Origin of the sequence: Limnohabitans rimovensis (SeqCode) (assembly GCF_965234775.1) — a bacterium.
GTDB lineage: Bacteria > Pseudomonadota > Gammaproteobacteria > Burkholderiales > Burkholderiaceae_C > Limnohabitans > Limnohabitans rimovensis.
Genome location: NZ_OZ248571.1, coordinates 90,476 through 109,331, shown reverse-complemented (window position 1 = coordinate 109,331; position 18,856 = coordinate 90,476). Strand labels below are relative to the sequence as shown.

Annotated in this window: 21 protein-coding genes; 9 read left to right on the top strand and 12 right to left on the bottom strand. The window is 61.4% G+C overall.

The window, feature by feature from the left end; genetic code table 11:
- The first annotated feature begins 8 nt into the window (after positions 1–8).
- A complete protein-coding gene (locus tag AC8GFZ_RS16430) occupies positions 9–647 on the top strand; it encodes a flavin reductase family protein (RefSeq protein WP_506646003.1) in 639 nt (212 codons plus the stop codon).
- 12 nt (positions 648–659) lie between these two features.
- Here AC8GFZ_RS16430 and AC8GFZ_RS16425 read toward each other — a convergent pair whose 3' ends face one another.
- Together AC8GFZ_RS16425 and AC8GFZ_RS16420 are read right to left on the bottom strand one after the other, a co-directional pair.
- A complete protein-coding gene (locus tag AC8GFZ_RS16425) occupies positions 660–1,985 on the bottom strand; it encodes an amidase (RefSeq protein WP_506646002.1) in 1,326 nt (441 codons plus the stop codon).
- Positions 1,982–2,875, bottom strand: a complete 894-nt coding sequence (locus AC8GFZ_RS16420) for a polysaccharide deacetylase family protein (RefSeq protein ID WP_506646001.1) — start codon at positions 2,873–2,875, stop codon at positions 1,982–1,984. The genes AC8GFZ_RS16425 and AC8GFZ_RS16420 overlap by 4 nt, the downstream gene beginning before the upstream one ends.
- A gap of 102 nt (positions 2,876–2,977) precedes the next feature.
- Here AC8GFZ_RS16420 and AC8GFZ_RS16415 point away from each other — a divergent pair, with 102 nt between their 5' ends.
- The 7 genes from AC8GFZ_RS16415 (at position 2,978) to AC8GFZ_RS16385 (ending at position 9,474) form a co-directional block, all read left to right on the top strand.
- Positions 2,978–3,916, top strand: coding sequence for a dihydrodipicolinate synthase family protein (locus tag AC8GFZ_RS16415; RefSeq protein ID WP_506646000.1), 939 nt, complete (start codon positions 2,978–2,980; stop codon positions 3,914–3,916).
- A 165-nt stretch (positions 3,917–4,081) separates the two neighbouring features.
- Entirely contained in the window at positions 4,082–5,530 is a 1,449-nt protein-coding gene (hydA, locus tag AC8GFZ_RS16410; protein WP_506645999.1) for a dihydropyrimidinase, read from the top strand.
- The gene (locus AC8GFZ_RS16405; RefSeq protein WP_506645998.1) at positions 5,527–6,456 is read left to right on the top strand and encodes an N-carbamoyl-D-amino-acid hydrolase; all 930 of its coding nucleotides are present in this window, start codon (positions 5,527–5,529) and stop codon (positions 6,454–6,456) included. Before hydA ends, AC8GFZ_RS16405 begins: the two co-directional genes overlap by 4 nt.
- Before the next feature lie 36 nt (positions 6,457–6,492).
- Positions 6,493–7,326 carry a transporter substrate-binding domain-containing protein gene (locus AC8GFZ_RS16400; RefSeq protein WP_506645997.1) on the top strand — a complete coding sequence of 278 codons (834 nt, stop codon included), beginning with the start codon at positions 6,493–6,495 and terminating at the stop codon, positions 7,324–7,326.
- A 31-nt stretch (positions 7,327–7,357) separates the two neighbouring features.
- The gene (locus tag AC8GFZ_RS16395) at positions 7,358–8,095 is read left to right on the top strand and encodes an amino acid ABC transporter ATP-binding protein (protein ID WP_506645996.1); all 738 of its coding nucleotides are present in this window, start codon (positions 7,358–7,360) and stop codon (positions 8,093–8,095) included.
- A gap of 5 nt (positions 8,096–8,100) precedes the next feature.
- Positions 8,101–8,799, top strand: a complete 699-nt coding sequence (locus AC8GFZ_RS16390) for an amino acid ABC transporter permease (protein ID WP_506645995.1) — start codon at positions 8,101–8,103, stop codon at positions 8,797–8,799.
- A 3-nt stretch (positions 8,800–8,802) separates the two neighbouring features.
- Positions 8,803–9,474: an amino acid ABC transporter permease gene (locus tag AC8GFZ_RS16385; RefSeq protein WP_506645994.1), complete on the top strand. Its 672-nt coding sequence runs from the start codon at positions 8,803–8,805 to the stop codon at positions 9,472–9,474.
- Positions 9,475–9,522: 48 nt separating this feature from the next.
- Here the strand turns inward: AC8GFZ_RS16385 and AC8GFZ_RS16380 are convergent, their stop codons facing one another.
- The 4 genes from AC8GFZ_RS16380 to AC8GFZ_RS16365 form a co-directional block, all read right to left on the bottom strand.
- Complete coding sequence (locus tag AC8GFZ_RS16380; RefSeq protein ID WP_506645993.1) at positions 9,523–10,194, bottom strand: aspartate/glutamate racemase family protein; 672 nt, start codon at positions 10,192–10,194, stop codon at positions 9,523–9,525.
- Positions 10,195–10,212: 18 nt separating this feature from the next.
- Positions 10,213–11,007, bottom strand: a complete 795-nt coding sequence (locus AC8GFZ_RS16375) for an SDR family NAD(P)-dependent oxidoreductase (RefSeq protein ID WP_506645992.1) — start codon at positions 11,005–11,007, stop codon at positions 10,213–10,215.
- A 578-nt stretch (positions 11,008–11,585) separates the two neighbouring features.
- A complete protein-coding gene (locus AC8GFZ_RS16370; RefSeq protein WP_506645991.1) occupies positions 11,586–11,966 on the bottom strand; it encodes a type II toxin-antitoxin system RelE family toxin in 381 nt (126 codons plus the stop codon).
- Positions 11,956–12,207 (bottom strand): type II toxin-antitoxin system Phd/YefM family antitoxin, encoded by a 252-nt coding sequence (locus AC8GFZ_RS16365; protein ID WP_506645990.1) that lies wholly within the window; start codon positions 12,205–12,207, stop codon positions 11,956–11,958. Before AC8GFZ_RS16365 ends, AC8GFZ_RS16370 begins: the two co-directional genes overlap by 11 nt.
- Before the next feature lie 686 nt (positions 12,208–12,893).
- Here AC8GFZ_RS16365 and AC8GFZ_RS16360 point away from each other — a divergent pair.
- Positions 12,894–13,457: a VOC family protein gene (locus tag AC8GFZ_RS16360; RefSeq protein ID WP_506645989.1), complete on the top strand. Its 564-nt coding sequence runs from the start codon at positions 12,894–12,896 to the stop codon at positions 13,455–13,457.
- Positions 13,458–13,554: 97 nt separating this feature from the next.
- On the opposite strand, the gene AC8GFZ_RS16355 is transcribed toward AC8GFZ_RS16360, so the two are convergent.
- The 6 genes from AC8GFZ_RS16355 to AC8GFZ_RS16330 all read right to left on the bottom strand — a co-directional run bounded on the left by AC8GFZ_RS16355 (position 13,555) and on the right by AC8GFZ_RS16330 (position 18,786).
- Complete coding sequence (locus AC8GFZ_RS16355) at positions 13,555–14,544, bottom strand: Bug family tripartite tricarboxylate transporter substrate binding protein (RefSeq protein ID WP_506645988.1); 990 nt, start codon at positions 14,542–14,544, stop codon at positions 13,555–13,557.
- Positions 14,545–14,654: 110 nt separating this feature from the next.
- Positions 14,655–15,356: a molybdate ABC transporter substrate-binding protein gene (locus tag AC8GFZ_RS16350; protein WP_506645986.1), complete on the bottom strand. Its 702-nt coding sequence runs from the start codon at positions 15,354–15,356 to the stop codon at positions 14,655–14,657.
- 4 nt (positions 15,357–15,360) lie between these two features.
- Positions 15,361–16,338 (bottom strand): tripartite tricarboxylate transporter substrate binding protein, encoded by a 978-nt coding sequence (locus AC8GFZ_RS16345; protein ID WP_506645985.1) that lies wholly within the window; start codon positions 16,336–16,338, stop codon positions 15,361–15,363.
- An 11-nt stretch (positions 16,339–16,349) separates the two neighbouring features.
- The gene (locus tag AC8GFZ_RS16340) at positions 16,350–17,345 is read right to left on the bottom strand and encodes a tripartite tricarboxylate transporter substrate binding protein (RefSeq protein WP_506645984.1); all 996 of its coding nucleotides are present in this window, start codon (positions 17,343–17,345) and stop codon (positions 16,350–16,352) included.
- 87 nt (positions 17,346–17,432) lie between these two features.
- Positions 17,433–18,461: a serine/threonine protein kinase gene (locus tag AC8GFZ_RS16335; RefSeq protein ID WP_506645983.1), complete on the bottom strand. Its 1,029-nt coding sequence runs from the start codon at positions 18,459–18,461 to the stop codon at positions 17,433–17,435.
- A 1-nt stretch (position 18,462) separates the two neighbouring features.
- Positions 18,463–18,786, bottom strand: a complete 324-nt coding sequence (locus AC8GFZ_RS16330) for a DUF1840 family protein (RefSeq protein WP_506645982.1) — start codon at positions 18,784–18,786, stop codon at positions 18,463–18,465.
- Positions 18,787–18,856 lie beyond the last annotated feature (70 nt).

The following is an 18,856-nucleotide window of genomic DNA, read 5'->3' as shown; positions in this document are numbered from 1 at the left end:
GCCCGCCCATGGAATTTGACTTCTCCGCCATGGCCCCGAGCCAGTGCTACAAACTGCTGGTGAGTGTGGTGGTGCCACGCCCCATCGCCTTGGTCACCAGTTTGAACGAGGCGGGCGTGGTGAATGCCGCGCCTTTCAGCTTTTTCAACCTGATGGGCGACGACCCGCCGATTTTGATTTTGAGCATCGAGCGCAAGCCCGGCGGCGCGGCCAAAGACACCGCGCACAACATCGCCTTGCAGCGCGAGTTTGTGGTCAACCTGGTGGACGAGGCCACGGCCGAGCGCATGCACGCGTGTTCGCGCGACTTTCCCAGTGACGAGAGCGAGGCTACCGCCGTGGGCTTCACCACCCTGCCCTCGCGCGCGGTGGCAGCGCCGCGCATTGCCGAGTCGCCGGTGGCGCTCGAGTGCAAGCTGTACCAAACCATCGACATCAGCCCGCTGCGCCAACTCATCATTGGCCAAGTGGTGTGGCTGCACAGCCATGAAGGGGTGTTCGAGCCGCAGACCTTGCGCGTCAACATGGACCGCTATTTCCCGGTGGGCCGCTTGTATGCCGACCGCTATGTCACCACCCGCGATCAGTTTGTCGCCGAGGGCAGCCCCGAGTACTTGGCCGCCATCCGCAGCCAAGGCCGGTTGTAAGCCCGGGCGTTTTCAGCGCAGGTGGTCGCGCAGGGGGTAGTGCGGCACCAACACCGACTCGGCCCACAGGGCGGCACCCAACAAGGCCACGTCGCTGCCCAGCGGGCCAATCAACGTCACCCCCAAAGGCAAACCTTGCGGTCCCGCCGCGGTGGGCAGGTGCACACAGGGCAAGCCCAGCAACGTCCAGTTGCGGTTGAACACCGAGTCGCCGGTGCTGTGCAAACCCTCTGGGGCTTCGCCCGGCGCGCTCAAACTGAGCAGCACATCGCAGTGTTGCCAGGTGGCCTCCAGCTGGGCGCTGCAATGGCGGGTCAAGGCCTGTGCCTCCAGGTATTGGCTGTGCGGCGTGGCCATGCCCTGCTCCAAGCGCAGCCATAAATCACGGCTCAATTGGCTGCGTCGGTGTGCCATTTCCCAGGCGGTGGCGCGGGCGGCCTCGTAGCGCATGACCACGCCTTGGGCTTCGTACAAGGTGGTGAAGTCGCCCGCCAAGGAGACATCGCTGACGCTGGCGCCAGCCGTTTTCAAACGCTGGGCGGCGTCCAGCAAGGCCTGCTGGGCGCTGTCGCTGGCTTGGCCCCATAGGGGGGTGCGGTGCAAACCCACGCGCAGTGGCGCAGCCGGCACGGTGGCAGGGGCTTGGCCGATCAAGGCCTGGGCCCACAAAGCCACATCTTCCACATGGCGCGCCAACAAGCCAATGGTGTCGAGCGACTCGGATGAGAACTTCAACCCGGCGCGGTTGATGCGGTTGAAACTGGGCTTGTAGCCCACCACGCCACAAAATGCGGCGGGGCGAATGGTCGAGCCTGCGGTTTGGGTGGCAAAGGCCAAGGGCACTTGAAAGTCGGCCACAGCAGCGGCCGACCCGCTGGAAGACCCGCCCGGCGTGTGGCCTGCGCGGTGTGGATTGACCGTGATGGTTGGGTGGATGTTGGCGAATTCGGTGGTGTGGGTTTTGCCCATCACCAGGCCACCAGCGGCGCGGGTCAGGGCCACACACGCGGCATCGGCCAGCGGTTGGTGCTCGGCATAAATCGGCGAGCCATAGCGGCTGGGCAGGTCGGCGGTGTCCAAGATGTCTTTGACCGCCACCGGCACCCCATGCAGCACACCTTTGGGCGTGGTTTGGGTATCCAGCGCACGCGCTTGGGCGATCACCGCGTCTGGCGACAAGTGGGCCCAAGCATGCAGCTGCGGCTCTCGCGCCGTGGCGCGGGCCACACAGGCCTCAGCCAAAACTTGGGCGCTGAGCTCACCCCGGGCGATGCGCCGCGCGGCTTCGGCCGCGCCCAAGTGGGCGGCGGAGGCGTCGCCACGCTGGGCGCCGCTCATGGCGCGCCCGGCACGGTGCCGGCGGGCAAAGACTCGATGTGGGTGCAAATATCGCCCGGGCGAGTGAGCCAAATCTGATCGCGGTGCTTCAAGATGTGCTCAAACACCCGGCGCAATTGGCGCACGCGGTAGGGTTGGCCCATGATGAAGCTGTGCAGCACGATGGGCATCACCAAGGGGCGGCGCTCGGACTCGTGCAGCATTTCGTCAAATTGATCGATCAGGCTGTCGCAAAACAATTGCGACGGGGTGCGCCGCGACACGCATTCCAACGAGTCGTTCAAGTCGTGGGCATACGGCACCGACAAGATAGGGCCATGCTGGGTGCGAAACCACACCGGTTGGTCGTCCAGCGACCAATCCATCATGTAGCGAAACCCGGCCTCTTTGAGCAGGTCCAAGGAGTCGACGGATTGCGAAATATAGGGCGCCAACCAACCCTTGGGGCGCGCGCCTTCGTGGTCGAATATTTTTTGCGATGCCTCTTGGATGCAGGCACGCTCTTGGTCGTAGGCCATGTCGGCTTGTCGCTCGCTGTTGGTGCGGCCATGGCCCACGATTTCGTCGCCGCGCGCGCTGAAGGCCTGGACCATCTCGGGGCAGTAGTCGTACAACTCGGTGTTGGTGAGCAGGCCAAAAGGCAACTGGAGGGCATCGGCCAATTCCAGCAAACGCCAAGCCCCAACCCGGTTGCCATAGTCGCGCCAGGCAAAGCTGCGGGTATTGGGCTGGGGGTGTGGCACCGCGTAGTCATTACCCAGACCTTCGCCAAAGGCAAAGTGCTCCACATTCAAGGCAATGTGCACCGCCAGGCGTTTGCCGCCAGGCCAGCTGTAATCGGGGCGGCGCGAAATGGCCGAATAGTCGTAGCGTCCGTGGGTTTTGAGCATTTTGGGTTTCTCCTGGATGCATCTTATATGCCCACCCGCCCGCAGAATTCAGGCGTGGGGCTGTGGCTATACTGATTTACAGACCTGTTTGATGGAGCCATCATGTTGTTGACCCCTGCCGCTCAAGGCGTTTTTCCCATTGCCCCCACGGCCTTTCACCCCGATGGCCGCATTGACACGGCGTCGATGGACCGGTTGACCGATTTTTATGTGGCCTGTGGCGCCACTGGCGTGACGGTGCTCGGGCAAATGGGCGAAGCGCCCAAGTTGTCGCACAGCGAGAGCGTGGCCATCACCACCCAAATGATCCGCCGTGCGCCCAGCTTGCCGGTGATTGTGGGCGTGTCTTCGCCGGGCTTTGCCTCCATGCATGCGCTGACCCAAGAGGTGATGGCGGCCGGTGCCGCCGCCGTGATGATTGGCCCACCCAACACCTTGCGCACCGACGACCAAGTGATCAACTATTACCGGCAAGCGGCCGATGCACTGGGCCCAGATGTGCCCATCGTGGTGCAAGACTACCCGCTGTCGTTTGCGGTGCAAATGAGCCCCAGTGTGATCCGCACCATGGTGCAAGAAATTCCCTCCATCGTGATGCTCAAACACGAAGACTGGCCGGGGCTGGAAAAAATCAGCACCTTGCGCCGTTTTGAAGCGGATAAAAGCATGCGCCACATCGCCATCTTGTGCGGCAATGGCGGCTTGTTTCTGGACTTTGAAATGTCGCGCGGTGCCGATGGCGCCAACACCGGCTATTGCTTCCCCGACATGCTGTGTGACGTGGTGCGCTTGTCTCAAGCAGGACAGCGCGATCAAGCCCATGACTTGTTTGACGCCCACCTGCCCTTGCTGCGCTATGAGCAGCAACAGGGCGCTGGCTTGGCGGTGCGCAAATACGTGATGCAGCGGCGCGGTTTGCTGACCAGCGACGCGCAACGCAAACCCGCAGCCATGCTCAGCGCCACCGCCCGCCAAGAAGTGGAGTATTTGCTCACCCGACTGGCGCGCCACGACCCACGCGCCAAACTGCCACCGCTGTGAGCGGCGTCAAACGCCCCAAGCCCGTGCGACGCTCGCAGGCCCGATTCATGCTTACGCACACAATGGATGCATGGAACACGACGCTTGGCTGTGCCGTTGGCGCTGGACCCACAATGATTTCTTTTTCCATTTGCATCTCAAAGGTTTGTTTTGACAGAATTTGACTTGACCATCCGAAATGGCACCGTGGTGAATGCCGATGGGCGCATGCGCGCCGACATCGGTGTGCGCGACGGCCTCATCCACACCCTGGCACCCAGCTTGCCCGCGGGCCGCCAAGACATCGACGCCAGCGGCCATTGGGTGTTGCCCGGCGGCATCGACAGCCATTGCCATGTGGAGCAAATCTCCAGCAACGGGGTGATGACCGCTGACGACTTTGACTCGGCCACGGTGGCGGCCGCTTTTGGGGGCAACACCACCATCATCCCGTTTGCCGCACAACATCGGGGCATGGCGCTCCCCAAAGTGGTGAGCGATTACCACGCCTGTGCCGGCCCCAAAGCGGTGATCGACTACAGCTTTCACCTGATCGTCTCCGACCCCACGCCCCAGGCCTTGCAACACGACCTGCCCGATTTGATCCGCAAGGGCTACACCTCGTTCAAGGTCTACACCACCTACGACAAGCTCAAGCTCGATGACGGGCAAATGCTGGATGTGCTGCACACCGCCGGGCGCGAAGGCGCTTTGGTGATGGTGCATGCCGAAAACAACGACATCATCAAATGGATCGCCCAGCGGCTGCTCGACAACGGCCATGTGGCGCCCAAGTTCCATGCGGTGTCGCACGACCCGCTGGCCGAGAGCGAAGCCACCCACCGGGTGATTGCGCTGTCGCGCTTGCTCGATGTGCCGGTGTTGATCGTGCATGTGTCGGGCATCGAAGCGGTGCGCCACATCCGCCATGCCCAAACCCTGGGGGCGCGCATTTTTGCCGAGACCTGCCCGCAGTATTTGTTCCTCACCGCAGACGACATTGACCGCCCGGGCCTGGAAGGCGCCATGTTTTGCTGCAGCCCGCCACCGCGCGATGCCGCCTCGCAAGAAGCGGTGTGGGCCGGTTTGCTGGACGGCACGTTTCAGGTGTTCAGCTCCGACCACGCACCTTACCGATACGACGAATCGGGCAAGCTGCCCAAAGGCGAAAAGACCACGTTCAAAGACATGGCCAATGGCGTGCCCGGCATCGAGCTGCGCATGCCGCTGCTGTACTCCGAAGGGGTGCACACCGGTCGCATGTCCCTGGAGAAGTTTGTCGCCCTGACGTCCACCGACCATGCACAGATGTATGGTCTGGCGCACCGCAAAGGCCGCATCGCGGTGGGCTTGGACGCCGACATCGCCATCTGGGACCCGCTGCGCCAAACCCAGGTCAGCACCCACATGCTGCACGACCGGGTGGGCTACACCCCTTACGAAGGCAAAAGCCTCACCGGCTGGCCGACCACGGTGATCAACCGTGGGCGGGTGGTGATCGCGCACAATGAATTGCAAGTGGCCCGTGGCAGCGGCGAGTTCATTGCCCGTGGCAAGCCCGGCCCCTTGGTCAACGCCCCCGCCAGCACCGGCTCGGCGGGTTTTCTCAAATCTTTGCTGCCCAAATTGTCATGAAACGCCCTTTCCCCCTGGCTGTTGCCCAACTCGGTCCCATCCATTTGCGCGACAGCAAAGCCGCCGTGGTGGCCCGCTTGGTCGAGCTGCTCAAAGAAGCCCACGCCCGCCACGCCCACTTTGTGGTGTTTCCCGAGCTGGCGCTGACCACGTTTTTCCCGCGCTACTGGATGACCGACGAGGCCGAGATCGACCGCTACTTTGAAGCGGCAATGCCCAATGCCGATGTGCAACCGCTGTTTGATTTGGCACGCCAATATGGCATTGGCTTTTACCTGGGCTATGCCGAACTGACCCCTGAGCGCGAGCGCTTCAACACATCCATCATCGTGGACCGCCAAGGCCACATCGTCGGTCGCTACCGCAAGGTGCACCTGCCCGGCCACGACGACCACAAACCGGCCGCGCCGTTTCAACACCTGGAGAAAAAATATTTCCAAGTGGGCAACGAAGGCTTCAAGGTGTGGGACACCATGGACACCCGCATGGGCATGTGCATTTGCAACGACCGGCGCTGGCCCGAGACCTTTCGCGTCATGGGCTTGCAAAGCGCCGAGGTGGTGGTGCTGGGCTACAACACGCCTTCGCACAACATCCACTGGAACGAGCCGCCGCACCTGCGCATGTTCCACCACCTGTTGCTGCTGCAAGCCCATGCGCACGAAAACGCCTTGTGGGTGGGTGCTGCGGCCAAGTGCGGCGCCGAAGACGGCTTTCACATGATTGCGGGCTCGGCCATTGTCTCGCCCACCGGCGAGGTGGTGGCACAAAGCGCCAGCGAAGAAGATGAACTCATTTTCCACAACTGCGATCTGGCCTTGGGCGACACCTTCCGCCAGCACGTGTTCAACTTTGCCAAGCACCGCCGCCCCGAGCACTACCAACTCATCGTTGACCGCGTGGGTGCGGGCAAGCCGCTGGGCTGATCGTTTTATTTTTTTAACCACAAAAGGAGTGTCTGCATGAAAACCAAACTCACTGGACTGGCCCTGGCCTTGTCCGCCGCGTTCAGCGGTGCCGCCATGGCGCAAACCATCCAAACCGCCGTCGACGCCACTTTTGCGCCCCATGCCATGCCCAAACTGGGCGGCGGCATTGAAGGCTTCAACGTCGACATGGCGATGGAAATTGGCAAACGCCTCAAGCGCCCCGTCAACATCGAAGGCACCCAGTTCTCGGGCCTGATCCCCGGCTTGAACGCCAAAAAATACGACTGGATCGCCGCCCCCACCACCGTGACCCCCCAGCGTGCCGAGCAAATGCTGTTCACCGAGGGATACCTGGACACCGATTTCCAGTTTTTGGTGAAAAAGTCTGACGCTGAAATCAACAACCTCGATGAGCTCAAAGGCAAAACCATTTCGGTGAATAAAGGTTCGGCTTATGAAACCTGGGCCAAAGAGAACATGGGCAAGTTCGGCTTCAAGTACGACATTTACGACACCAATGCCGATGCGGTGCAAGCCGTTTTGTCGGGCCGTGCCCAAGCCAATTTGGCCGGCAACACCGTCGTGGCCTGGGCCGCCAAGCAAAACCCACTGGTCAAAACCACCTACACCATCAAAACCGGTTTGGTCTGGGCCATTCCTTTGCGCCTGGACGACAGGGCTGGCCGCGCCGTGCTCTCCAATGCCGTCAAGTGCATGAAGATGGACGGCACTTACGCACGCCTGCATGAGAAGTGGTTTGGCAGCAAGCCCGCCGCCGATTCAGCTGCGGTCAAGGTCTCTCCAGGACACGGCGTGGTGGGCATGCCCGGCTACGACCCCACCCCAAACACGCCGCAATGCTCTTGATGCGCGCGGAGATGTTTGAGCAGGGCTGGGCATGAGACCAGCCCTGGAGTTGCGCGAGCTGCGCAAGGCTTACGGCCCCCTGGCCGTGCTGCATGGGGTGAACCTCAGCGTGCCCACGGGCAAGCTGGTGTTCATCATCGGGCCCTCGGGCTCGGGCAAAAGCACCTTGCTGCGCTGCTGCAATTTGCTCGAGGTTCCGGAGTCGGGGGCGGTGATGGTCGACGGCAAAGACATCACCCTGTCTGGCGTCAACCTCAATGATTTGCGCCAGCAAGTGGGCATGGTGTTTCAGTCGTTCAACCTGTACCCGCACATGACCGCGCTGGGCAATGTCACTCTGGCCTTGCGCAAGGTGCAAAAAATGAGCAAAGCCCAGGCCGAAACCGTGGGCCTGGAAGCTTTGGCCCGGGTGGGCTTGACCGACAAGGCCGATGCCTTTCCCGGCCAGCTCTCGGGCGGTCAGCAGCAGCGCGTGGGCATTGCCCGCTCGTTGGCGCTCAAGCCCAAAATTTTGTTGTTTGACGAGCCCACCAGTGCCCTCGACCCCGAGTTGGTGGGCAGCGTGTTGAAGGTGATGCGCGAGCTGCGCGAGTCGGGCATGACCATGGTGGTGGTCAGCCATGAAATGGGCTTTGCCCGCGCTGCGGCCGACCATGTGGTGTTCATGGACCAAGGCCACATTGTTGAAGAGGGCAGCCCCCAGACGATTTTTGACACCCCCCAGCACCCGCGTTTGCGCGAATTTTTAGCCTCACTGGGCCAACGCTAGAGCGCATGAACAGCACCGCGCCCCTGTCCTCGTTGGACCGTTTTATATCGAGCTTTTTCAATGCCGAGGTGGCGGCACGCTATGTCGCGCCCATTCTTGATGGCATGTTGCTCACCATTGGTCTGGGGTTGTGCGTCATTGCCACCGGCTTGGTGCTGGGCTTGGCCTTGGCGGTGCTGCGCATCCAGCATGTAAAGCTGGTCAATGCCTTCATCATTGCTTTTGCTGATATTTTTCGCGCCCTGCCACCGCTGGTGGTGATCATTTTGTTGTTCTTTGCCTTTCCCTACATCGAGCTGTCGATGAGTGCTTTCACCGCCACTTGGTTGGCGCTGTCCTTGGTGCTGGCGGCATTCACCGAAGAAATTTTTTGGGCCGGTATGCTGGCCATTCCCAAGGGCCAATGGGAGGCCGCCCGCTCCACGGGCTTGGGGCCTTGGGGAACCTTGGTCCATGTGATCTTGCCGCAAGCCGTTCGCATGACCGTGCCGCCGTTGACCAACCGCACCATTGCCATCACCAAGGGCACGGCCCTGGGCTCGGTGGTGGCGCTGCACGAGGTGCTGAATGTGTCCTCATCCGCGTCGAGCGAGGCCGGCAACGCCACACCGCTGGTGATGGGCGCGGTGGCGTATTTGATTTTGTTCATTCCCTTTGTGGTGTTGGGGCGCTGGGTTGAAACGCGCTTCACCTGGAAGCGTTGAGCCATGGACAACCTGATCAACGTTTTCTTCAACCCCGACATCATCGAAAAGGTGTGGCCGTTTTTGCTGCAAGGCCTGTGGATGACGCTGCTGCTGTCGCTCACCGTGGTGCCGCTGGGCTTGGCCGGCGGTTTGGCGGTGGCCTTGGCCGGCAACCAAGGCCCGCGCTGGTTGCGCTGGACCACGGTGGTGTATGTGGACTTCTTTCGTGCCTTTCCGCCCCTGGTGCTTTTGATCTTGATTTACTTTGGCGTCCCGTTTTTGGGCATCGACCTGCCCAAATTTGCCGCGGTGGCCTTGGGCTTTTTGCTCAACACCTCGAGCTACTACGGCGAGGTGTTTCGCGCAGGCCTGGAGAGCGTGCCCCGCGGCCAAATGGAGGCGGCGCGCTCTACGGGTTTGAACCGCGCCCAAGCGCTGTGGCATGTGGTCATCCCGCAAGCCACGCGCAATGTGCTGCCTGAGTTGATCAGCAACACCTTGGAGGTGATCAAACTCACCGCCTTGGCCAGCGTGGTGGCCTTGCCCGAACTGCTCAACAACGCACGCCAAGCCCAGGCCCTGACCTACAACCCCACCCCGATCGTGCTGGCCGCGCTGATGTACCTGGTGCTGCTGTGGCCGGTGGTGCGCTTGCTCAGCCGCTTGGAGCACAAAAGCTCAGCCGTGCGCTGAGTCAGCCTCACCATCGGTGGTGAGTTGAAGGCCTTGCCGCCCGCTACCTCAGCCCAAGGCTTGCTGGGCCAGCACCCGGCCCATGGCCAAGGCCACACCGGCTTGGGTGGGGTCGATGACCGGCACCTTTAAGAAATCTTCCAAACGCTGGCGGTAGCGCGCCATGCCAGCGCAGCCCATGATGACCACGCCCGCGCCGTGCTCGTGCACCAGCCGTTGGCCCACATCGCGCATGCGGGTGAAGGTCAGCGACTCGTCGCCCAAATTGACCACATTGACCTCGATGGGCAAGTCGCGCGCCAACTTGTGGTCCAAGCCCAGCAGGCGGATTTGGCGCAAATGGCGGGGCACGGCCCGCGCCAGGATGGAGATAACCCCAAACTTATCGGCCATGGCACTGGCTGCGTGATAAGACGCTTCGGCGCAACCGATCACGGGGCACGGCAAAACCTCGCGCATGGCAAACAAGCCCGGGTCTGAAAAACAAGCCAACACCCAAGCATCAATCTCGCGATAAGCCGGGTTTTCTTCCAACCAGCGCAACAGCTTGTCGCTGATGCTGTCCACATGCGCTTGGCTTTCAATGCCGGGTGGGCCGCTGCGCAGGGTTTGGCAATCGAGTTGGGGGCCACCTTCAAAGCGAAAGGGTTGCAAGGCCAAGCTGATGTGGTCGGTGACCGCTTGGGTGCTGTTGGGGTTGATGACCAAAATTTTCGACATCTATTCACTCCATCGAATTCAAATGACAGGGGTCAGGGCACCGTCCATCGAGACCATGGCCCCGGTGACGTAACTGGACTGAGCGGCGCACAAAAAGACCACCATGCTGGCAATCTCGTGCGACTCGGAAAACCGCCCCATGGGCAGCTCAGCGCTGGCGCGCTCACGGGCTTGCGCGAGGCTGATGTTTTCTTGCTGCGCCAAGTTGTGTATGCGTCCCTGCAAGCGGCCGGTCAAAGTTTGACCCGGGTTGATGCCATTCACCCGCACACCACGCCGGGCATAAGCATTGGCCCAACCGGTGGTGGCCAACATCAAAGCCGCATTGGCCGCGCCGCCAGCCAAGTGGGTGGGGCCGGCCACTTTGCCGCCATTGCCAATGATGTTGACGATGTTGCCTTTGCCGCGCTGGCCCATGCGCTTGATGCACGGGTCGGTCATGTGCACATAGCTGAAAAATTTGGCCTGCATGGCGTCGTGCCAAGCCTGGGGGGTGAGGTCGTCCACCGGCACGCGCTGCGCCGCACCGGCGCTGTTGACCAGCACCTGGACTGGCCCGGCCACAGACTCGGCTTGGTCCAAAGCTTGCAAAGCGGCGTTGGCATCGCGCAAATCGGCGGCCACGGTGTGCACCTGATCGGCGCTGGCGCCCTCAGAAATGAGTTGGTCGCGGGCCTTGGCCAAGGTCTCGCTGTTGCGCGCCACCAAGGTGACCCGCGCACCTTGGGCCACAAACGCCTGGGCGCAGGCAAAGCCAATGCCTTGACTGCCCCCCGTGATCAAAACATGCTCGCCTTTGAGTCCCAAGTCCATTCGGTTTTCCTTGTGGTGATTGGCGCGCATTGTCGCTCTTTGTGCTGGCTTGGACTTCCCCTCGTGAACCGCCATCTCGGGTTATGAGTTGCCCTGAACTCCCCCTCGTAAACCGCCATCTCGGGGTATGCAGCCCTCCTCCGGTCGCTGCGCTCCAACGTCGTCCGCCCTCACACCCACTCGTGTCGGTTTTTCAGTTGCGTTGTTGCGTGCTGGGTATGGACTCCCCCTCTGAAACCGCCATCACGGGGTAAGCAAGCCTCCTCCGGTCGCTGCGCTCCAACGTCGTCAGCCCGCACACCCGCTCGTGGCGGTTTCAATGAGGTGTTGATTGACAGCTTGTTGGCGCGCAAACGCGCTTTCCATTTAAACCTGGCATGCGCACACCACCGCATCGCTTGCGCCGCTTGGGTTCGCAGCACCGATGGTGGATGCACCGCCCGACAACATCCGAGCGCAGCGACTGGCGGAGGGCGACGTGCCCACCGGCGGGGCGGGCTCAGCGGACCGGCGCCCCATCAACCGCCATCGCGAAGGACGCAACCGTTAACGCGAAAGAAGTTGAAATCTGACAAGGGTCATGACTTCGCTCGCTTTTGCACGGCCTTGACCAGCTCTGCCATCTTTTCTGTGACCCGTTGCACGGCCGATTGGTAGACCACGCTGTCTTCCCTTCTGTCCACCGCCATCACCATGACGATGAGAACATCATCCTGCACGCCATAGACCAACCTATAGCCTTGTTTGTTGAGCTTGATCTTGTAATGCCCGGCCAGTGCACCACGAAGCGCCGCGCCGGGGACATGCGGGTTGTCCAAGCGCTTTTTCAGCAATTTGCGCAATGGCTCTTTGACCGAGCCATCCAGCTTTTGCCATTCTGCCCATGCGCTGGGGACAAACTGCAAGCGGTATTTGTGTGGGCGCGCTGGATCGTTGGCTTGCGCAGCCTTAGATGGCATCTATGTCGACCTCGATGGCATTGGCCCGCTCCCCCAAGCGGGCCAACACCGTGCGGCCCAACTCTTGGTCTGACAACTCCTCCAGCATGGCCTCGAACAAAGCGGGCTCAACCATGTAAAACGCGGCCTTGTTGTGGTTCAGCACCGCCACCGGGCGGCTCTTGGCCTCGCGCAGCACGGCCGCCGGATTCTTTTTGAACTCAGACATGCTGATCATGAGGTCGGCATAAATGGCATCCATATTTGACTCCTTAATTGGCTCTTATTATGGCGCTTAAATGGCAATTCCACAACTTTGCTTGGTGGTTCGAGTACCCAAGAACTTCTCCTCGTAAACAGTCATCTCAGGCGATGAGTGGCTTTGAACTTCCCTTTTAAATCGCCATCTCAGGAAATGCTTTGCCCTGAACTCCCCCTCTGAAACCGCCATCTCGAGGTATGCAAGCCTCCTCCAGTCGCTGCGCTCGGATGTTGTCGGCCCGCACACCCGCTCGTGTAGGTTTTTCAGTTGCGTTGTTGCGTGCTGGGTATGGACTCCCCGTCTGAAACCGCCACCTCGGGGTATGCAAGCCTCCTCCGGTCGCTGCGCTCCAACGTCGTCGGCCCGCACACCCACTCGTGCCGGTTTCCAAGAGATGTTGGTTAGCAAATTGTTGGCGCAGAAAAGCATTTGCCATCCAACACCAAGATGGCATGCTCATGTTTGAGTGCGTAAAAGCTGTTCGCAGCACCGATGGTGGGTGCGCCGCCCGACAACATCCGAGTGCAGCGACTGGCGGAGGGCGGCGTGCCCACCATCGGGGCGGGCCCAGCACAAACAGCTCAACCAGCTCATCTGGCTTAGCCGGGTAAAGAGGTCAGGCAAAATCGCCCCGCCCCACTGAGGCAACCTCACACTGTTTGTTCAAACCCCTTGGAGATGCCCCCATGATTCCTGACCTGAAGTTGCGCCACATGGGCATGTTTGTGCGCGACATCGAGACCATGGCCGCGTTTTATACGGATGTGCTGGGTTTTTTGATCACCGACCGTGGCGATGTGCGCGGGGAGAAGGTGGTGTTTTTGAGCCGCGATGCGCAGTCCCACCACCAGTTGGTGATGGAGAGCGGCCGCCACCCCGGCGATGGGCCGGGCTACGGTTTGCAGCAAATTTCATTTTGGGTGCCGCAGCTCGATGGATTGCGGGTGATGCACCAGCGGGTGCGCGCACGCAACGACACCGGTTTGATCCAGTGCGTGGACCACGGCAACTCATGGTCGCTGTATTTCCGCGACCCCGAGGCCAACCGCATTGAGGTCTATACCGATACGCCTTGGCACATTGCCCAGCCGTATTTGGAGCCGCTGGACTTGGACTTGAGCGACGCTGAGATCACCCGCCGCACCGAGCAGCACATGGTGGGCAACCCGAGCAAGCAAAACCGTGCCGATTGGGTAGCGGCCTTTGCCGAGGAAATTCGCGCCAACCACGCCGCGCGCAACCAAGCCTGAAGGCAGACCACAACTGCACCTCGACACGCTCACGCACTAACGAACACCAGCGGACCCGCACCAGCCCACGCGCGGTGCTGGCGCTGGTCGCGGCAAATCAGTCGGCAGTGATGTTGTATTTTTGGACCGAGCCCACCCAGCGTTCGATTTCATCTTGCAAAAATGCCTGTTGCTGGGCCGGCGGGATGTTTAGCAGCCGCCCGCCGTCGCGCTCCACACGCGCAATGAACTCGGGCTCGCGGTTGATTTGGGCCATGGCTTCGCGCAGTTTGGCCACCACGGCTGGCGGGGTGCCGGTGGGGGCAAAGATGCCAAACCAGCTCTCGCCCTCAAAGCGGGTCAAACCGGTTTCGTTGACGGTGGGCACCTGGGCCAGGATCGGGCTGCGCGCAGCAGATGAAACCACCAAGCCCTTGAGCTTGCCCGACTGCACATATTGTTTAGAGGCTGACATGTTGTCAAACATCACGTCCAAGCGCCCGCCCATCATCTCTTGGTGCGCGGGGGCAGCACCCTTGAAGGGCACATGCAAGGCCTCGACGCCCAAGCTGCTGAGCAACACCGCGCCCCACACATGCTGCAAGGTGCCCACACCACCTGAGCCGTAGCTGAGCCGGCCAGGGCGCTCTTTGCCGTACTTGACCAAGTCGGCCAAATTGTTCACCGGCAAATCGGGACGCGCCAGCATGACAAACGGATAGGCCGAGATATAGCCCAAGGGGATGAAGTCGCGCGCGGGCTCATACGAAAGGTTTTTGATCAAGGCTTTGTTCATCACCATGTTGAAGATGCCGCCCATCAACAAGGTGTGGCCGTCGGCAGGGGCTTTGGCCACAAACTCGGTGCCCACCAATGAACCTGCACCGGCGCGGTTTTCCACCACCGTGGCTTGGCGCAACACCTCGGTGAGTTTTTGCGCCATGTTGCGCGCCAAGATGTCGGTGCCGCCGCCCGGTGCTTGGGGCACGACCAAGCGAACGGGGCGGTTGGGAAAGTCTTGGGCGCTGACACCAGTGGCCCACAACAGGGAAGCGGCCAGTGCGCCCAAGGCCGTGCGACGCCACATCCGCAAAGGTTTGTTATTCATGGGGGATCTCCTTATTAAGCTTGTTTGCATGGTGAATGGCCCATCACTGGGTCATGCGGCATCGACGATCTGTAGACGGGGCACGCCAACGGCCCGGTGCGGGCTTGGCATCATGCTGGCAAAAATCCCAGTTCGGCGCGCAAATCGGACAAAGACGGGCTGGCCATGTGGGCAATCAAGGCCTGGGCCATCTCAACTTGTCGCGCACGTTTGGCCAACACCGCGGTATATACCGTGGCCAGTTCATGCGCTTTGGGCAAGTCGCCCACCAACTGCACACCGGGGGTGGACAAAATTTCGGTCACTTGGGTGCAACCAATGGCTTGGGGATCTTTGCTCAGGCCCATGGCCTTCATGGCGGTGGCGCCATTCGGGTGGGGCCGCAAGCGGTCGGCCAGTTCATCGGCCAGCCCCAGTTTTTGCAACACCTTCATGAAGTGGATACCAGCCGTGGCCAGTTGCGGATCGGGGAAGTAAATGGCACTGGCTTGGCGCAAAGCTTGGCGCAGGGCATCGGGGGTGGACACCGGCACGGGTGCTTGTCCAGCCAACACGGCGACACCGGTTTTGACCACGCCCAGATCCTGCGCCGTGCCCTCCACGGCCAAGCCCTGTTGCACCAGGTCTTGCACCATGGGGCGGGTGAGGATGAGCACATCGCAAGGCGCGCCATCGATGAGTTTTTGCTTCATGGCGCCGACCGCACCAAAGGTACCGCTCAGGTGCAGATCGTGCTGCGACTCAAAATCGTCGGCCAAAGCGCGCACCAAACCTTGTGCAGCGCCCCCACTCAGAATGTGCAATGTGCCCATGACCTCAATCCATTTTGATGTTGGCGCTGCGGATGACTTGGGCCCACTTGGCCACATCGTCTTGGATGTATTTGTCAAATACAGCTGGGTTCATCACCATCGGCACCGCGCCCTGTTTGGCCCACAGTTGGCGAATATCGCTTTGCGAAGCGATTTTCGACACCGCTTGGTTGAGCCGATCGACCACTTCTTTGGGCGTGCCCTTGGGAGCCATCAAGCCGACCCAAATGGTGGCCTCGTAACCGGGCACGCCGGCCTCGGACAAGGTGGGCACATCGGGCAACACCTCCGAGCGCTGGCGGCCGGTGGTGGCGATGGCGCGCACTTTGCCGGCCTTGACCTGCTCGGTCATGGTGGTCACGGCGTCGAACATCAAATCCACTTGGCCACCGAGCACGTCGGTGCGCGCCCCCGAGCTGCCCTTGTAGGGGATGTGCACCAGGTCAATTTTGGCCATGCTTTTGAACAACTCGCCAGCCATGTGATACGGCGTGCCCGGCCCAGAAGACGCATAGTTGAGCTTGCCCGGTTGGGCTTGCGCGCGCTTGATCAGATCGGCCGCGTTTTGCATGCCGGTGCCGGGGTAAGCCACCAACACCAAGTCCGAGTAATTGATCGGGGCCACGCCCACAAAGTCGCGCAGCAAGCTGTAGGGCTTGTTGGGGATCAGCGTTTCGTTCACCGTGGAGGCATTCGACATCAGCAACAAGGTATAGCCATCGGCCGGGGCTTTGGCCGCCACATCGGTGCCAATGACCGAGCCCGCCCCGGGCTTGTTGTCAACCACAAAGGACTGGCCCAAAGCGTCTTGCAAGCGCTGCGCCATAAAACGCGCATAGTTATCGGCCGGACCGCCGGTGGCAAAGGGCACGACGATTTTCACGGGGCGTTGGGGATAGCTTTGCGCCCCGGCCCAGGTGCAAGTGGCAAGTGCAGCCACCAACGCGAGCAGATGGCGACAACGGGGGAATAAGTTTGTCATGATCGGTGCTTTCACTCTAATTTGCCCATGCGCCGCACCACTTCGCTCATGCGTTTGATGTCGGCTTGGACGTATTTTTCAAAATCAGCGCTGTCCAGAAATTGGATCGGGCTGCCCGCATTGTGGATGACCTCGCGCGCCTTGCTGTCTTGTGCGGCCATGCGCGCTGCGCTGCGCAGGCGTTGGACCACCGCTTCCGGTGTGCCACTGGGCACAAACAAACCAGACCACTGAGCATATTCGGCATTGAAGCCTTGGTCCTTCAAGCTGGGTACATCGGGCATCGACTCGAGCTTGCCGGTACCCCAATGGCCCAGCACCCGGATCTTGCCCGCCTTCACGTGCTGCAACACGGTCGCCGGCCCGGTGGAAACGGCTTCAATTTGCCCGCCCAACAAGGCCAGCACCGCTGGGCCCGCGCCGGTGAAGGGCACATGGGTGAGTGCAATGCCACTGGTTTGGGCCAAGATTTCCATGGGCACATGCATGGTGCCGTAATTGCCCGAGGAACCATAGTTGATGGCCTTGGGGCGGCGGCGCGCATCGTCGACAAAGTCTTTGGCGGTTTTCCAAGGGGCGTCGGCGCGCACGGCCAACACCGTCGGGTCGGCGGTGTAGCGGGCGATCGGGCGCAGATCGGTGTGGCCATACATGGCAGGGCGACCGACCAAGGCATCGGCCTCCGGGATCACGCTCAGCGATGACAGGGCCATCAAGACGGTGTAACCATCGGGTTTGGCCTTGGCAACTTGACCCATGCCAATGCCGCCGCCCGCACCCGGCTTGTTCTCGATCACCACGGCTTGGCCGAGTTCGCGCCCCATGGCTTCGGCCACGGGGCGGGCCACGATATCGGCCACGCCACCTGGCGGAAAAGGCACCACCATGGTGATGGCCTTGCCAGGAAATGGGGGCGCAGTTTGTGCGCTCACGGTGACGCAACTCAACACACTGGTCAAACCAATGACTGCCGCCAGCCAAGGGCGTGGTTGGATGAATGATTTCATAAGGTCTCCTCAGTGAGGGGCCGATCATCGCGAAGGCCCCAAGTCAGTGCACTCTATCACCCCTGGTGGCCTGTTTCGGCCAGGGTTTTAAACCACCAATGGGGGTTCTTGCATGGCCTCGATTTGTTCTTGCAACATATGGACCTGGCCGCGCCAGTAATCGGGGCCATCAAACCAAGGAAAGTGCACCGCAAAGGAGGGGTCATCGCGCCGGTGCGCCAACCAAGCGCTGTAGTGGATCAAGCGCAAGGTGCGCAGCGGCTCGATCAGGGCCAGTTCGCGCCGATCCAATGCGCGCAGGGTTTCATACCCATCCACCAGCTGACCCAGCTGGCGTGTGCGTTCATGGCGCTCGCCGCTTTGCAGCATCCACAGGTCTTGCACCGCCGGGCCCATGCGGGCGTCATCCAGGTCGACAAAATGCGGCCCGCCATCGGCCCGCTCGGTGGGGGTCCACAAAATATTGCCGGGGTGGCAATCTCCATGCAAACGAAGGGCGCGCACACCGCCCTCTTGACCGACACCCGCCTGTGTCCAAGCCTGGCCCACCAAGGTGAGGGCTTGCTCACTGAGCGACGACCATTCTGAAAGGACTTCGGCTGCCACCGCTTGCTGATCCAACAGCCACTGGCGCGGCTCGTCACCAAAGGTTTGCACATCCAGGTTGGGGCGGTCGGCAAAGGCCGACAACTCGCCCACGTTGTGGATGCGGGCCAAAAATCGGCCAATCCACTCCAGCACCTCGGGGTCATCCAACTCAGGTTGTCGCCCGCCCCGGCGCGGGCTGACGCTGAACCCAAAGCCCGGGTGCTCGGCGTCATCCACCGCCAAATGGTGCAGTTGTTGCCCGTGCAACACCAGCGGGGCCACCACCGGAATGTCTTCCAAGGCCAGCTGATTGGCAAAGGCGTGCTCCTCCTTGATCGCCGCTTCAGGCCAGCGCAGGGGGCGGTAAAACTTGGCCACGACGCCGCTGTTGTCGTCAAGCATGGCCAAATAAACCCGGTTTTCATAAGAGCTCAAGGCGCTCAAACGGCCATCCACCGCCAATCCCAAATCCGCCAAAGCATCCAGCACCCGATCGGGCGACAAGGCTTGGAAAAACGGCACCGCCACCTCAGACCCCCCACACGATGGGCTGCTGGGCGCGCTCGCAGCGCTCGAGCATGGCAATGAAGGGCTGCACCCGCTGGCGCAAGCCAACAGCGGGCGCTGGTGGCGGCTTTTCGCCTCGGGCGCGGGCTTCATCGGCAGCCTGCGCTTGTGCTTGCTCAGCCTGCGCCACCGCCGCTTGCAAGGCCAGCACGGCAGCCGCCATGTCGGCTGGCTCGATGATGCCTTGCGCCACATCCGCTTTACCCAGGATGGACAAGACCTGGCGGGCGTTTTCAGGCAGAAAAATCAAGTCGCCCGCCGCCTTGGATTTGAATTTGTAAATCATGGTGGCATTGTGCGCCGTGAATTGCCCGGCACCGCCAGGCTGGTGCCATGGCTTTGCCCAAGATCAAAGA